Origin of the sequence: Kribbella sp. NPDC000426 (assembly GCF_040300265.1) — a bacterium.
Taxonomy (GTDB): domain Bacteria; phylum Actinomycetota; class Actinomycetes; order Propionibacteriales; family Kribbellaceae; genus Kribbella.
In genome coordinates, this window is record NZ_JBEPDK010000003.1 from 612,617 (window position 1) to 626,678 (window position 14,062).

13 protein-coding genes are annotated in these 14,062 nt (G+C 68.8%); 8 read left to right on the forward strand and 5 right to left on the reverse strand.

Annotated features, from left to right (window positions below; translation table 11 throughout):
• Positions 1–100 precede the first annotated feature (100 nt).
• The 4 genes from ABT313_RS16755 to ABT313_RS16770 all read left to right on the forward strand — a co-directional run bounded on the left by ABT313_RS16755 (position 101) and on the right by ABT313_RS16770 (position 4,174).
• The gene (locus tag ABT313_RS16755; protein WP_350853756.1) at positions 101–1,681 is read left to right on the forward strand and encodes an LCP family glycopolymer transferase; all 1,581 of its coding nucleotides are present in this window, start codon (positions 101–103) and stop codon (positions 1,679–1,681) included.
• 76 nt (positions 1,682–1,757) lie between these two features.
• Positions 1,758–2,717 (forward strand): hypothetical protein, encoded by a 960-nt coding sequence (locus tag ABT313_RS16760; protein WP_350853758.1) that lies wholly within the window; start codon positions 1,758–1,760, stop codon positions 2,715–2,717.
• 34 nt (positions 2,718–2,751) lie between these two features.
• Complete coding sequence (locus ABT313_RS16765) at positions 2,752–3,210, forward strand: hypothetical protein (protein WP_350853760.1); 459 nt, start codon at positions 2,752–2,754, stop codon at positions 3,208–3,210.
• Between the two features lie 4 nt (positions 3,211–3,214).
• On the forward strand, positions 3,215–4,174 hold the full coding sequence (locus ABT313_RS16770; protein ID WP_350853763.1) for an acetylxylan esterase: 960 nt from the start codon (positions 3,215–3,217) through the stop codon (positions 4,172–4,174).
• Here ABT313_RS16770 and ABT313_RS16775 read toward each other — a convergent pair.
• Both ABT313_RS16775 and ABT313_RS16780 read right to left on the reverse strand, forming a co-directional pair.
• Positions 4,171–4,629: a hypothetical protein gene (locus ABT313_RS16775; protein ID WP_350853766.1), complete on the reverse strand. Its 459-nt coding sequence runs from the start codon at positions 4,627–4,629 to the stop codon at positions 4,171–4,173. The genes ABT313_RS16770 and ABT313_RS16775 overlap by 4 nt on opposite strands.
• Positions 4,630–4,742: 113 nt before the next feature.
• Complete coding sequence (locus tag ABT313_RS16780; protein WP_350853769.1) at positions 4,743–5,330, reverse strand: class I SAM-dependent methyltransferase; 588 nt, start codon at positions 5,328–5,330, stop codon at positions 4,743–4,745.
• A gap of 51 nt (positions 5,331–5,381) precedes the next feature.
• On the opposite strand from ABT313_RS16780, the gene ABT313_RS16785 reads away from it, so the two are divergent.
• The gene (locus ABT313_RS16785) at positions 5,382–8,543 is read left to right on the forward strand and encodes an ATP-binding protein (RefSeq protein ID WP_350853772.1); all 3,162 of its coding nucleotides are present in this window, start codon (positions 5,382–5,384) and stop codon (positions 8,541–8,543) included.
• Between the two features lie 89 nt (positions 8,544–8,632).
• A complete protein-coding gene (locus tag ABT313_RS16790) occupies positions 8,633–10,042 on the forward strand; it encodes an FAD-binding oxidoreductase (protein WP_350853775.1) in 1,410 nt (469 codons plus the stop codon).
• On the opposite strand, the gene ABT313_RS16795 is transcribed toward ABT313_RS16790, so the two are convergent.
• Together ABT313_RS16795 and ABT313_RS16800 are read right to left on the reverse strand one after the other, a co-directional pair.
• The gene (locus tag ABT313_RS16795; protein WP_350853778.1) at positions 10,032–10,268 is read right to left on the reverse strand and encodes a hypothetical protein; all 237 of its coding nucleotides are present in this window, start codon (positions 10,266–10,268) and stop codon (positions 10,032–10,034) included. The two genes, ABT313_RS16790 and ABT313_RS16795, sit on opposite strands and share 11 nt — an antisense overlap.
• 23 nt (positions 10,269–10,291) lie before the next feature.
• Positions 10,292–10,714 carry a MarR family winged helix-turn-helix transcriptional regulator gene (locus tag ABT313_RS16800; RefSeq protein WP_350853781.1) on the reverse strand — a complete coding sequence of 141 codons (423 nt, stop codon included), beginning with the start codon at positions 10,712–10,714 and terminating at the stop codon, positions 10,292–10,294.
• Positions 10,715–10,790: 76 nt separating this feature from the next.
• Here ABT313_RS16800 and ABT313_RS16805 point away from each other — a divergent pair, with 76 nt between their 5' ends.
• The gene (locus ABT313_RS16805; protein ID WP_350853784.1) at positions 10,791–11,615 is read left to right on the forward strand and encodes an NAD(P)H-binding protein; all 825 of its coding nucleotides are present in this window, start codon (positions 10,791–10,793) and stop codon (positions 11,613–11,615) included.
• Between the two features lie 47 nt (positions 11,616–11,662).
• On the opposite strand, the gene ABT313_RS16810 is transcribed toward ABT313_RS16805, so the two are convergent.
• Positions 11,663–12,529 carry an HIRAN domain-containing protein gene (locus ABT313_RS16810; protein WP_350853787.1) on the reverse strand — a complete coding sequence of 289 codons (867 nt, stop codon included), beginning with the start codon at positions 12,527–12,529 and terminating at the stop codon, positions 11,663–11,665.
• Positions 12,530–12,761: 232 nt separating this feature from the next.
• Between ABT313_RS16810 and ilvA the strand changes: the two genes are divergently transcribed.
• On the forward strand, positions 12,762–14,036 hold the full coding sequence (gene ilvA / locus ABT313_RS16815) for a threonine ammonia-lyase IlvA (RefSeq protein WP_350853790.1): 1,275 nt from the start codon (positions 12,762–12,764) through the stop codon (positions 14,034–14,036).
• Positions 14,037–14,062: the final 26 nt, after the last annotated feature.

A 14,062-nucleotide genomic window follows, 5' to 3' on the forward strand; every position in this document is an offset into this window, starting at 1 on the left:
CACGCGTCAACCAACTGGGTGTGGTAGGCGTCTGAAGTACCGTGGGCCGCTGCGTGCGGCCGATGCAGGGTCGCCACGTCGTCGATCAGGGAACGGAGCCATGTCGCGGAGTACTCGCGCAGCCGGTCGGAGGGCAGCGCCTCGTGCCAGCCGGTCCCGGGCCCGTTCGCACCGGGCCAGGACGGCCTCGAAGGCGATCGGCCTCACCCTGCTCAGCGCCCTGGTGCCGGGTTCCGGCCTGTTGATGGGCGGCCGGAAGAAGCTCGGCGCGTTCGTGCTGACGATCAGCGTCGGCCTGCTGCTGATCGCGGCGTACGTCGGTCTCACCCAGCGCGACTCGGTGCTCGCGCTCGCGGTGTCGCCGCGGCAGCTGCTGATCGCCACCGGCGCCGTCGTGCTGCTCGGAGTCCTGTGGATCTGGGTCGTGGTCGCCTCCCACAAGCTGCTCCGCCCGGTGAGCATGACCTACACGAGCCGGCTGGCGGGCTCGATGTTCGTCGGGTTGCTGTGCTTCGGGATCGCCGTACCGACGACTGTCGCCGCGCAGACCGTGATGGCGCAGCGCGACCTGGTCGGCAGCGTGTTCCAGTCCGAGGGCAACTCCAAGAGCGCGACCCGGCCGAAGGTGACCAACGCGAGCGACCCGTGGGCGAAGACCCCGCGGCTGAACCTGTTGCTGCTCGGCGCCGACGACGGCGTGGGCCGGACCGGTGTCCGCACCGACACCGTGATCGTGGCGTCGATCGACACGAAGACCGGTAACACGGCGCTGATCTCGCTGAGCCGGAACTGGATGCGGATGCCGTTCCCGGAGGACTCGCCGCTGCACAAGATCTACCCGGACGGCTACTGGGACCCGAGCAAGGGGAACGTGGAGCAGCCGGACTACTACTTGGACTCGATGTACGACAACATCCCGAAGCAGCACCCCGGGGTGCTCGGCCAGACCGACAACATGGGCGCGGACGCGGTGAAGCTCGCGGCCAGCGCGGCGCTCGGGCTGGACATCGACTACTACATGCAGGTCAACCTGGCCGGCTTCCGGCAGATCATCGACGCGCTCGGCGGTATCACGGTGAACGTGAACTACCGGGTCCCGATCGGCGGCGACTACGGCGAAGGCCCGGGGACGAACGGTCACCACCTGCCGTCGGGGTACATCGAGCCGGGTCCGAACCAGAAGCTCGACGGCTACCACGCCCTGTGGTTCGCCCGCGGCCGGTACGGCCTGAGCGACCCGTCGCGGCAGGAGCGGCAGCGCTGCACGATCCACGCGCTGGTCAGCAGCGTGAACCCGGCGACCCTGGTGACGAAGTACCAGCAGATCGCCTCGGCCGGGAAGCAGCTGCTGCGGACCGACATCCCGCAGGAGATCCTGCCGGCGTTCATCCAGCTCGGGCTGAAGGTGAAGAGCGCCAAGGTCACCAACATCGACCTGGACAAGGACAAGAACTTCCCGACCGGCAAGAACCCGGACTACACGGCGATGCAGGAGATCATCCAGAAGGCGCTGAACGCGCAGACCAACCCGGTCGCGTCGACGCCGACGGCCAAGCCGACCAAGAAGCCGACCTCCGGATCGACGAAGAAGCCGACCCCGTCGAAGACGACGGCCACTCCCGGCGCCGCACAGAACCTGAACGACGCCTGCGCCTACAACCCGAGCCAGACCGGAAACTGAGACAAATTCGGTTGGTTGAACCCCCGCAGCGGAATCATTACGACTCAACGAGATCGAGTCACACCTGGGGGTGACTGTGAGGCGTTCGCTGGCGGTTGCGGTCAGTGCTGCGGTTCTGGCGTGTGCGGGTTGCAGCAGTGAGCCGGACAAGGGCGCCGCGCCGGCCCCCGGCGGTACGACGAAGACCAGCGCACCGCCCACGTCGGCGGCGCCCAAGCCCACTCCGAGTGCGGTCGCGCTCTCGGTGCCGATATACCAGCGGGCGCTGACGAATGTCGAGAAGGTGCTCAAGCCGTCGATCGGCCGGGTGATGAACGCGCAGACGGTCGCCGCGTTCGACGCGTCCCGGGCCTACCTCGCGAAGGCAGTCGTCCTCGAGCGGGGCGAGCTGGCGAAGATCACTCCGCCGAAAGGGCTGGCGACCGCGCATCCCGCCGTACTCGATGCCTTCGACGCGTACGCCGGGGACGTGGCCACCGAGCTGACCAGGGCCGGCGGGACGAAGACCGGCTGCGGGTTCCCGAAGTCGCTGGAGGTCCGGCTGTACGAGGCGAAGAGCGGCCTGCGGTTCGCGTACTCCGAGCTCGCGCAGAGCGTGCAGAAGTCGATCGGCAGGGGTGTGAAGTACGGCGCGCTGTCGGTGCCGCCGAAGTTGGCCCAGCCGGCCGTGATCGCGGGCCGGGGCGAGAACGGTGACGTGTTCCAGCGGTCCGGTTCGCGCGGATCGGGCTCGCTCGAGATCAAGAACGCCGGCGACGACGTGGTGATCGTGATTGCCGGCAGCAACCCGCGGCAGCCGCAGGCCTCGATCTACGTCCGGGCCGACAAGACCGCGACGCTGAACGGGATCCGCAGCCAGGACTACTGGGTCTACTTCAAGTCCGGGACGGACTGGGACGCGAGGAACCACCGGTTCACCGAGAACTGTTCGTACCAGAAGTTCGACGACGTCTTCGACGGGTCGTACAACTGGACGATCAGCCTGGCCAAGACGCCGCTCGGCAACGCGTCGTCCTCGGAGACGGAATCCTTCTGACGTGGTCACCCGGGGCGGATGAGATCCTGTGTCGATGCGTACGACGTACCGGATGCGGTCGGGACGGTTCCTCGGGATCCTGGCCGCCGGGCTGATCATTCTCGGGGTGGCCGCGGTGCTGTGGGCACTGGGGCTGCCGTCCGTCGCCGTCTCCGTGTTCGTCACGCTCGGCGGGGTGATCACGCTGGCCGGCCTGTGGATCCTGGCCCGGCCGCCGAAGGTCGCGCGGCTGCGGGACAGCGATATCGAGGTGCGCGGCGTACGGACGCCGTGGACCGACATCACCGAGGTCGGCCGGGTGGAGACCACGCACGGCGAGGCGATCGTGCTGCGGACCAAGCAGCCCGACCACCCGATCCTGCTGCCGCTGTCCTGGCTCGCTCCGAAGCAGGTCCCCTCTCTGGAGACCACGCTGCGCGACAAACTGAACGCGGCCCACGGGTACACGATCTGGGACGGGACTGTGCCGGAGGACACCGGCAGCGCAGAATGATCCGGTGCTTTCCTTCGAGTTCTCGTACGACGAGCTACTGACCTACCAGGGCACGAACCCGCGGCCTGCGGACTTCGACGAGTTCTGGGACAAGGCGCTGTTGTCCCTGGAAGAGGTCCCTGCCGATGCGGAGTTCGTGGACGCGACCGACTTCCCGCTGACCACGGCGACCGCGCAGCACCTGTACTTCACCGGGACCGGCGGGTACCGGGTCCACGCGAAAGTACTGCGGCCGGCCGAGCCGACCGGGCCGGCGGTGCTGCTCTTCCACGGGTACGGCGGTGAGCAGCCGAAGTGGGTGGAGCTCCTGCCCTACGCGGCTCGGGGGTTCACGGTCGCGGCGCTGGACGTGCGGGAGCAGGTCGGCTTCCGTACTCCGTCGCAGGAGGGCAACAGCTTCTCCCTGCAGCACCATCTGGTGCACGGGCTGGATGCCGGGCCGGACGGGCTGCTGTACAAGCACATCTTCCTGGACACGCGGCGGCTGGCCGACCTGATCGGCGGTCTGCCGGAGGTGGATGCCACGCGGATTGCCACCACCGGTTGGAGCCAGGGTGGTGGGCTGTCGTTGGTGGCAGCCGCGCTGACGCCGTCGATCAAGTACACGGCCAGCGTGTTCCCGTTCCTGTGCGACTACCAGCGGACCTGGGACCTGAACCTCGAGACCGGCCCGTACGACGAGATCGTCACGTGGTTCCGCAAGCGCGACCCCAGGCACCTGCGGCAGGACGAGGTGTTCACGACGCTCGGCTACATCGACGTACAGAACCTGGCTCCGCGGATCCAGGCCGAGGTAACGCTGTTCGTCGGGCTGGAGGACCAGGTGTGTCCGCCGTCCACCCAGTTCGCCGTCTACAACAAGCTCACGTCGGTCAAGGAAACCCGCCTCTACCCCGACTTCGGCCACGACGACCTGCCGGGCGCCCACGACGACATCTACCAACTTATCGGCGCCAAGCTCTAGCCGTAGAGCTCGAGGTTGATTCGCGGGTCGTTGAGGTTGTTGACGGCCTGGATCAGGGTCGCGGCGTCTGGGTGGTTGCGGTCGAGGACCAGCCCGACGCGGTTGGCGCTGTAGTCGACGCCACCGCCGAGACCTGAGGTGCCGGTCCACGCCGGCTGGTGTTCGAGCAGCCGGGAGGAGAGTTCGCGCAGCTCTTCGGCGGAGTACTGGACCTGCACGAACAGGACACGCAGCCAGGTGGGGCTGGTGACCAGTAGTAGAAGGCGTGCCTGCTGGAGGGCTTCCTCGGTCGTCATCTGGATCGTCAGCGTCGCTGCCTCGAAGTCCCACAGCATCGCGCCGTTGTAGGCACGCAGAGGCTGCAGCAGTGCGCGGATCCGGTCCCGCTCCTCGGAGTACCGCGCATCCCCGGTGATGTCCAAAGGCAGCCAGCCCCCACCAACCTTCTTCTCCACAACCAGATGCTAGGCAGCGACCTACAACAGGAACCAGTAGTTAACGGTCGGCGTCGCGGTTCAGGAAGGTGTGGACGGCGCGGGTGAGGAGGGCTGTGTCGGGGGTGACGATCTCAGGCACTGGGGCGGCTCCAGAGGATTGAGTAGCGGTAGAGGAGGTGGCGGCGGTAGGTCGAGCCGGGGAGGAGTTCGGCGGCCAGGGCCTGCATGTCGGGGTAGGTGACGGGCGGCGGCCACACGATGGGTGAGGGGTGGTCCCACTTGCCTTTCACGACGCGGTGGGCGGTACCCACGGCGGCAGCGGCGAGAGCGAGAGGCAGGTCGCGCGGCATCGACTCGCGGGCCAGACCGACGACGGCCAGCACCCCGCCCGGACGCACCAGCGAGCGCATGCGCAGCAGGCCTGCCCGGGCGTCGACGTGGTGCAAGGTGGCGACCGACGCGACGACGTCGTACGCCGGTTCGAGCGGGTACTCCAGGAAGTCGCCGCAGACGTAGGAGATGTCGTCGCCGTACCCCCGCGCCAGCTCCAGGCTCGGCGTATCGAGGTCGATGCCGGTGACGGCCGGTACGACGCGGCGCAGCTCGCGGGCCAGCATGCCCTCGCCGCAGCCGATGTCGAGCGCGGACGAGGCGCCGGGCGGGACGGCGCGCAGGATGCGCGGGTGGTAGTGGATGTTGTGGTTCCACCGCTGGCTCATCCGCCCATCCTCGCCGAAGGTGGGGCCTACGATCGGTGGGGGAGGCTGAAGGTGCGGATCCAACTGCTCGGTGGTTTCGCTGTCGATCGCGGGGGGCGATCCGTCGATCCGACGGTGTGGCGGCTGCGGAAGGCGCGGACGCTGGTCAAGCTGCTCGCGTTGACGCGCGACCAGCGGCTGCATCGCGACGTACTGCTCGAGGCGCTCTGGCCGGACCGGTCGTCGACGTCGGCGGTCAACAACCTCCACCAGGCGCTGCACGTCGGACGGCGGGCGCTCGCGGGTGACGAGCCGAGCAACGGTCTGCTGGAGTTGCGCGACGACTTCGTGGTGCTGCTCGCGGACGGCCTCGTCGAGGTCGACGTACGGACGTTCGAGCGGCTGGCGGCTGTGGGCCGGACCAGCGGTGACCTGGCCGACCTGCGCGCCGCAGTAGGTGCGTACACAGGCGATCTGCTGCCCGAGGACAGGTTCGAGGACTGGGCTGTCCGGCCGCGTGAGGAACTCCGCGCGACCTTCGGCAACCTTCTCGTCGACTTCGCGGACGCGGCGGCAGCGGATGGACATGAGGCCGAGGCGCTCGACGCCCTGACGCGCGCACTCGCCATCGATCCGCTGCACGAGCACGGCGTCCGAAGCCTGATGCGACGGCTCGCGGCAACGGGCCGTTCGTCGGAAGCGCTGGCGCAGTACGAACGTCTGCGAACCGACCTGCGTACGGCGTACGGCACCGATCCCGACCCCGATACCCAGCGCCTGTACCAAGAACTGCTCACCGGCACGGTCACCGCCGACAAGCAACCGCGGCACAACCTCGCGCCCGCGTTGACCAGTTTCGTCGGCCGGGAGCGCGAGATCGCCGACGTCCATCGCCTGATGGAACAGGGCCGCCTGGTCACCCTCACCGGCGTCGGCGGCGCCGGCAAGACCCGCTTGGCCGAGGAGGCTGCGCGACGGCTGGTCGACTCGTACGCCGACGGCGTCTGGATCGCCGACCTCGTACCGGTGGCCGATCCGCACCTCGTCGCCGACAGCGTCGCAGCCGCGCTAGGCCTCGACCCGGCAGCCGGCTCGGACTCGACCCGCACCCTGATCACCCGCCTCGCGCCCCGCAATCTCCTGCTGGTGCTCGACAACTGCGAACATCTCCTCGCCGCCTGCGCCGGCCTGGCAAGCGCCGTACGACGAAGCTGCCCCGGCGTCAGCCTGCTCGCGACCAGCCGCGAACCCCTGCACGCGCCGGGCGAGGTCACCTTCCGCGTGCCCTCTCTCGAGCTTCCCGAGCCAACGGATTCACTTGACCGCCTGCAAACGCTGTCGTCGGTCAGACTGTTCGTCGACCGAGCCCAGGACGTGCGCCCCGGCTTCGTCCTCGACGCGACCAACGCATCCGCCGTCGTAGAGATCTGTCGCTGCCTGGACGGCATCCCGCTCGCCCTCGAACTGGCCGCCGCCCGCGCCTCGCACCTGGAGGCCGCAGAGATCGCCGCGCGTCTGGGCGAGGCGCTTTCGTTGCTCGGCCGTCCCGGCGAGGTCACCCGCCACGCGACGCTGCGCGCGACCCTCGAGTGGAGCCACGCCTTGCTGTCCGACGACGAGCAGGTGCTGCTGCGCCGGCTCGCGGTCTTCTCCGGCAGTTTCTCGCTCCGTTCCGCCGAGCAGGTGTGCGCCGACGAACGGCTGCCCAGCTCGGACGTTCTGGACATCCTCGGCCGCCTCGTCGACAAGTCCCTGCTGCTGGTCGACCACGACGGGCAGCGTTCTCGCTACAGACTCTTGGAGACCATTCGCCAGTTCGCGCGCGAGCGTCTGGCCGCGGCGCACGAGGCCGCACCGATGGACGCCGCGCACTGCAGGCACTTCCTGGAACTCGCCGCCGACGAGGATCCCGAGCGGGCCGGCGTCGTCGTCGAGCGTCCCCAGTTGCTCGACGCCGACCACGACAACCTCCGCGCCGCGCTCAACTGGGCGCTCCGCCACGATCACGAGCGGGCCCTGCTGCTCGGGCTCAGCCTGTCGCCGTACTGGCTGGCGCGCGGTCACTTCTCTGAAGGCGCCGGCTGGCTCGAACGCGTTCTCGACGTCGCGGTCGAACCGTCCCGCGAGCGAGCGCGGGCCATCTTCGCGCTGGCGATCCTGCTCGCCCGGAGCGGGCTGGCCGACCGGCTCCCACGGCTCGGCGACGAGGCGGTCGCCGTCTCCTATCAGTCCGGAGACCAGGTCGACCTCGTGACCACCCGGGTACTGCGCGGCACGCTGCTGCTCGGGAGCGGTGATCTCGACGAGATCGAACAGACTGCGGAAGACTCGCTCGCGGCGGCCGACTCTCTCGGAGCCGACCCCCTCGCCGCGGCCGCCCAGAGCCTCGGCGCGATGACCGCCCTCTTCCGCGAGAACGCCGGACTCGCGCAGGAGCGTTTCGAAGAATGCCTGCGCCGGCTCGGGCAGATCGATCCGAACACGACCCGGTTCTTCCCGGCGGTCACGATGTGCCTGCCGCTCGCGCCGATCCACGACTCGTGGATCCCGGTGTTCGAGGAGACCTTCCTGATCGGCCGACGGGTCGGCGCCGTCCAAGGCACCGGCTACGCGCTGTCGGGCCTGGCCGACGCTCACCGCCTCACGAGAAACCTCGACGCCGCACACGACGCCGTACGGCGGTCCGTCGAGACCTTCACCGCCATCGACGACGCGTCCGGGCTCGGCCACGCCCTCAACCACCTCGGTTGCATCGAACGTGACCAAGGACTGTTCGGTCCGGCCGAGAAGCACCTGCGCGAGGCGCTCCGGATCCGCGAGCAGCTGGGCGATCGCCGCGGGGAGAGCCTGACGCTGGCCAATCTAGGTCTGCTCGCCGCGGCGGCCGGCGATCCCGGGACCGGACGACGGCTCACCCGGGCAGCCCTCGATCGAGGCGAGGCGGTCGACGATGCACCCGCAGCGGGCGGCGCTCTGCTGAACCTGGCAGTCGTCGAGCTGTACGCCGGCGAGCGCCGTACGGCACGGATCCTGACCGAGCAGGCGGTCGAAGCCTTTCACCCGCAGGGCTATCTGCGGCTCGAAGCCTGGACGCGGCTGCTCGCGGCGGAGCTCGCCGTCGCGGACGGTGACACTGAGGTAGTGGAACGGCACGCCTCGGCAGCGTTGGAGGTCTTCACCCGCCTCGACTGCCGCATCGGTACGCCGCGCGCCGCCCTGCTCATCGGACGCTAAGTCACGCTAAGCGATTGCGAAGCAGTCCTTCCTAATGTCGTTGGCAGGCCGGGAAACGTCCCGGCATGGGGAACGAATCAGGAGTGGAAATGACAACGACGCAAGCGCGGCAGGACAGCCTCGGGGAGGCCACACTCGGTGAACTCGCCGAGGGACTTCGTGGCGAGCTGATCCGCCCGTCCGACCCGTCGTACGACGATGCGCGGTCGATCTGGAACGCCGCGCATGACAAGAAACCGGCGCTGATCGTCCGGTGCAAGGGGGTGGCCGACGTCATCCGGGCCGTGGAGTTCGCCCGGAGCGAGGGGTTGACGTTGGCCGTCCGGGGCGGCGGTCACAGCATCCCCGGGTTCTCGACCACCGACGGCGGCATCGTCATCGATCTCGCGCCGATGAACTCGGTCCGGATCGATCCCGACCGACGCCGGATCGTGGCGCAGGGCGGGTGCACGTGGGGAGACGTCGACGCCGAGGCGCAGGCCTTCGGGCTGGCCGTCACCGGCGGTCTGGTGTCGTCGACCGGTGTCGCCGGCTTCACGCTCGGCGGCGGGATCGGCTGGCTCGTCCGCAAGGCCGGCCTGGCCTGCGACAACCTCGTCGGCGCCGACGTCGTCACCGCGGACGGCCGGTACCTGCACACGAGTGAGACCGAGAACCCCGAACTGCTGTGGGCATTGCGGGGCGGCGGCGGCAACTTCGGTGTCGTCACGTCGTTCGAGTTCAAGGCGTACGAGGTCGGTCCGACAGTCTTCGCGGGCCTCGTCTTCTACCCGGGCGATCGGGCTGCCGACGTACTGCGTGGCTTCGGTACTGCGGCCGCGGGCGCCCCGGACGACCTGTCCCTGGCGATCAACCTGACGACCGCGCCGCCGTTGCCGTTCCTGCCGGAAGAGGTCCACGGCAAGCCGATCGTCGCCGTACTGGGGATGTGGTCCGGGCAGCCGGAGGCGGGCGACGCCGCGACCCGGCCGTTCCGCGAACTCGCGCCGGTCGTCGCGGACCTGTTCGGGCCGATGCCGTACAACGCGATGCAGACGCTGCTCGATCCGCTGTTCCCGCGGGGCCTGCGGAACTACTTCCGTTCGGCGTTCTTCGCCGACCTCGGTCCGACGACCGTCGACGCGCTGGTCGCCGCGCACGCCGCAGTACCGAACGGTCTGTCGGAGCTCCACGTCCACCACCTCGGGGGTGCGATGGGCCGGGTTCCGTCCAACGCGACGGCGTTCGGCACCCGCGACCGCGAGTACATCCTCAACGTCGTCGCCCGGAGCGAGGATGCGGCCGGGTACGACGCGGCCGTCGACTGGGCTCGCTCAGCCGGGAGCTCGCTGGACCCGAGCGCGGCGTCGTACGTGAACTTCACCGGCGAGACCAACGAGGACATCGTCCGGGCGTCATACCCGGCGGCGACCTACCAACGGTTGGTGAGCGTCAAGAACACCTACGACCCGACGAACCTGTTCCACCTGAACCAGAACATCAAGCCGGCTAGCGCCTAGCGTCCTGCATGGCAGCGTCGATGGCGGCGATGAGAACGTCGTCGTCATCGGCCTGCCACGTGTGTGACTGCGGGCAGATCCACTGATCCGGATCGGCGGGTACGACGCAGCCGAACAGGCGGACCTTGCCCGCGGCTGCCGCTTCGCGGGCGACGCGGGTCGGGAGGCCGTACAGGATCGGCACTCCTCTTTGCCCGCAAACCGGGCACTCCGGTGCATTCGCCATGTCCCCAGCCTACGCGGCCGGGCTCAGGCGAGGTCGGACAACAGCTCCTGCTGGATCTTCGTCAGGACCTTGATGAGCTGGGCGCGTTCGGTCTTCGTGAGGGTCGCGGTGATCCGGTCCTCGAGCGCTTGGCGTTCGGCCTCGATCGGCTTCTGCAAGGCTCGGCCGGCCGGCGTCAGCCAGAGCCGGACGAGGCGGTTGTCGTGTGCATCGGGGCGCCGCTCGAGCAGGCCCGCCTCCGCGAGACGGGTGGCGAGTTTGGTGACGGCGGGGGTGGTGACGTTGACGGCGGCGGCGATCTCGCCCGGCGTACGTCCGTCCTCGGCCCACAACGCCGCGAGCAGATGATCCTGCCCGAGCCGCAGCCCGTGCCGTTGTACGGCGGCGTCCGCCGCGGCGCGCAGCAGCTTGGACGTCTTGCTGTGCAACTCGAGGAACTCGGGCATCGACGCACTCCTTGACGATCAGATCGTTTACCGGTTAACGTTTTCGAGAAATCGTTAACCGGTAAAGGAGTCTGCCATGCTACTCATCACCGGCGCCACCGGGCACATCGGCCGTCGCCTCGTCGACGAGCTCAACACCCGCGGCGCCGACTTCCGCGCCCTGGTCCGCAGCGCGCGTCCGGAGCTGCCTGCGGAGCAACAGCTCGGCGACCTGGACGGACCGCTCGATCTGCGCGGCGTCGACAAGGTGTTCCTGCTCGTCCCGGGCACCGGCCTCGACCACACCGTCAATGTCGTCGCCGCCGCCCGCGAGGCCGGCGTACGGCAGCTCGTCTACGTCTCGTCGTACGCCGTGCTCGGCGAGCCGGTCCCGGCGATGGGGCGCTGGCATCACGAGCGCGAGCAGCTCATCCGCAACTCGGGGATCCCGGCAACGTTCCTCCGGCCGACCGGCTTCATGACGAACGCGGTCGACTGGCTGCCGACGATCCGCGCCGGCGGCTACGTGCTCGACCCGATCGGCCCGGGCCGGTCCGCACCGATCGATCCGGCGGACATCGCGGCCGTCGCGGCGACCGTTCTCACCGCGGACGGGCACGAGAAGCAGGAGTACACGCTGACCGGGCCGGAGGCGTTCACGCTCGCCGAGCAGGTCGCGATCCTCGGCGACGCGATCGGCCGCAGGCTCGACGTACGCCCGATCGAGACCCCGGAAGAGGCCGTCCGCTTCCGCTACCCCGACGGCGCACCGCCGGACCTGGCAGCCGCGATCGTCGAGGGGCTGCAGCTCATGCGTGCCGACACGGTCGGCCTCCGCACGGACGCCGTACGCCGCCTCACCAGGCGCGAACCACGAACGTTCGCGGCCTGGTGCGGCGACAACCTGCAGTTGTTCAAGTAGCTCCGCAGTACCGGCCTGGTGAGGCATGGTCAGTACTGCGCAGCCGCCTAGTTGGCTTCCTTGGTTGCCCAGTAGTGCCATTGCGGGGAAGCGACTGGGGAGCGGGCCAGCCCGTCCGGCCAGGTGGCCGGGAGGTCATGACTCCGCGCCGCGTAGAGAATCACCTCCGATGCGGTGCGATCGCCGCGGACGGCGACACGTGCGGCGGTCTCGGCTCGCATGTCGGCGAGGTAGTGGATCGCGGGCAGGAACTCGGCGCTCAGCCGTGGACTGAGCCGGCCGACGGGTTCGTCGTCGAGCCGGATCTCGACCACGATCCGGTGCCGGTCCTGGATACCGTCCTCCTCCTCGACCGCATGCATGGTGGCGTACACCCAGCACTCGCCTTCCGCCCGGAAGAACGGCGCCAGTACGTCGGGATGCACCTCGCTGCCCGGTACGACGATGCCGCTGCCGGGCGGTAGCAGGTGGAAACTGCCCGGTGGGGGCAGGTTCACCGGCACGAGCATGTGCGGCTGCCCGAGGGCGACCGCGACACTGGCGTGGAACTCGGTGCCCTGGACGCCCTTGCCGTCCCAGTCCGCCGGCTCCCACTCACTGACCCACAGGTGACACGGGACCTGCGGTTGCAGGCCTTGGGCCACCAGTTCTGACAGCACCGGGTGGTACCGGTGCGCGTCGTCCCTCGGCAGATAGCCGACAACCTTGCCCTGCACCCGGACGGCGATCGACCGCGGGTCGAAACGGTTGTGCGGTTCCGGGACGAGGTCCGCCTCGGTGTCCAGATCTGCGCCACGCGCTGGGATGGGGTCGGGGAACAGGCTACGGATCGCCTGCTCGTGCGGAGCCTCCCGCACGACCTCCTGACCACACCACAGGGCGTCTCCCCACAGACTGAACGGAATCAGTTCCATTCTTGCCCTCCAGTCCTCACTGACCGGCTTTACTCGGCTCATCTGTTCCAGGGACCTGGTCGTTACACCGAGTGAGCGTATGAAAACTAGACTGCCCAGTGAAAGGCTCTTTCACGCATGGTGCAAGAGTCTGATGCGCAATGGGTATCCGCCGGTCCGGACTGTGGACGCGGATCGTCTTGTGCAGCGAGCGAATCGGGGAAGATCGTGCAGATGCACGGGAAGGAACGTCATGCAGGGCAGTAGTTCAGTCGCTCGATCGAGCGCCGTTGACGCGGCCGCGATCGAGGCGGCGGTCGACCGTTTGGACGGTGTCGCCGTACGCACACCGTTGCAACGCAACCTCCGCCTGTCGGAGCGCACCGGCGCGCAGGTCTGGCTGAAGCGGGAGGACCTGCAGATCGGCCGTTCCTACAAGCTGCGCGGCGCGTACAACCTGATCGCCCAGCTCGACGACACCGCGAAGGCGGCCGGTGTGGTCTGTGCGAGCGCAGGCAACCATGGTCAGGGGTTGGCGTATTCGTGCCACATCCTCGGTGTCCAGGGCAAGGTGTTCGTCCCGCGCACGACGCCACGGCAGAAGCGGGACCGGATCGCGGCCCTCGGCGGCAAGCAGATCCAGGTGATCGTCACCGGCGACACGTACGACGACGCCGCGGCGGCGGCTCTTGCCGAAGGCCGCGCGACCGGGGCAACGATGGTGCCTGCCTTCGACGATCCGCGAACCGTTGCAGGACAGGGGACCGTGGCCGTCGAGCTCGTCGACCAGCTCGGCCACGCGCCCGACGTACTCGTGGTTCCGGTCGGCGGCGGCGGTCTCGTTGCAGGGGTTGCAACGTGGATCGCCTCACGACATCCTGGCGTGCGGATCGTCGGGGTCGAGCCGGGTGGCGCGGCGAGTATGGCGGCGGCGTTGGAGGCCGGCGAGCCGGTGACATTGCCGCACCTCGACAGCTTCGTCGACGGCGCCGCCGTACGGCGGGTGGGTGAGGTGACCCTGCCGCTGGTGCAGCAGGCCGGTGTGGAGCTGATGTCCGTGCCCGAGGGACTGGCGTGCTCGGAGATGCTCGAGCTGTACCAGACCGACGGGTTGATCGCGGAGCCCGCGGGCGCTTTGTCGACAAGTGCCCTGGGCAACGGTCTCGACGTACGGCCCGGCGAGACCGTCGTGTGCCTGCTGTCCGGCGGCAACAACGACGTCAGCCGGTACGGCGAGATTCTCGAGCGCTCGTTGGTGTACGAGGGGCTGAAGCACTACTTCCTGGTGACGTTCCCGCAGGAGCCCGGTGCCCTGCGCACCTTCCTCGACGGCGCCCTCGGCCCGGACGACGACATCACCCTCTTCGAGTACGTCAAACGCAACAACCGCGAAACCGGCGTAGCCCTCGTAGGCCTCGAGATCAGCAACCGAGCCGACCTCCCCGGCCTCCTCACCCGAATGGAAGCCGCCCCCCTCGACATCGAACGCATCAACCCCAACTCCCCCGAATTCAGATACCTGATCTGACCAGAGACAAAGGCGACGGCAGGAAG

What these genes read in the sequence shown, in the direction of transcription:
- ABT313_RS16800 (WP_350853781.1), bottom strand. Translation starts at nt 10,714, where the DNA reads ATGCCCGAGTTCCTCGAGTTGCACAGCAAGACGTCCAAGCTGCTGCGC.
- ABT313_RS16755 (WP_350853756.1), top strand. Translation starts at nt 101, where the DNA reads ATGTCGCGGAGTACTCGCGCAGCCGGTCGGAGGGCAGCGCCTCGTGCC.
- ABT313_RS16780 (WP_350853769.1), bottom strand. Translation starts at nt 5,330, where the DNA reads ATGAGCCAGCGGTGGAACCACAACATCCACTACCACCCGCGCATCCTG.
- ABT313_RS16805 (WP_350853784.1), top strand. Translation starts at nt 10,791, where the DNA reads ATGCTACTCATCACCGGCGCCACCGGGCACATCGGCCGTCGCCTCGTC.
- ABT313_RS16765 (WP_350853760.1), top strand. Translation starts at nt 2,752, where the DNA reads ATGCGTACGACGTACCGGATGCGGTCGGGACGGTTCCTCGGGATCCTG.
- ilvA (WP_350853790.1), top strand. Translation starts at nt 12,762, where the DNA reads ATGCAGGGCAGTAGTTCAGTCGCTCGATCGAGCGCCGTTGACGCGGCC.
- ABT313_RS16790 (WP_350853775.1), top strand. Translation starts at nt 8,633, where the DNA reads ATGACAACGACGCAAGCGCGGCAGGACAGCCTCGGGGAGGCCACACTC.
- ABT313_RS16810 (WP_350853787.1), bottom strand. Translation starts at nt 12,529, where the DNA reads ATGGAACTGATTCCGTTCAGTCTGTGGGGAGACGCCCTGTGGTGTGGT.
- ABT313_RS16795 (WP_350853778.1), bottom strand. Translation starts at nt 10,268, where the DNA reads ATGGCGAATGCACCGGAGTGCCCGGTTTGCGGGCAAAGAGGAGTGCCG.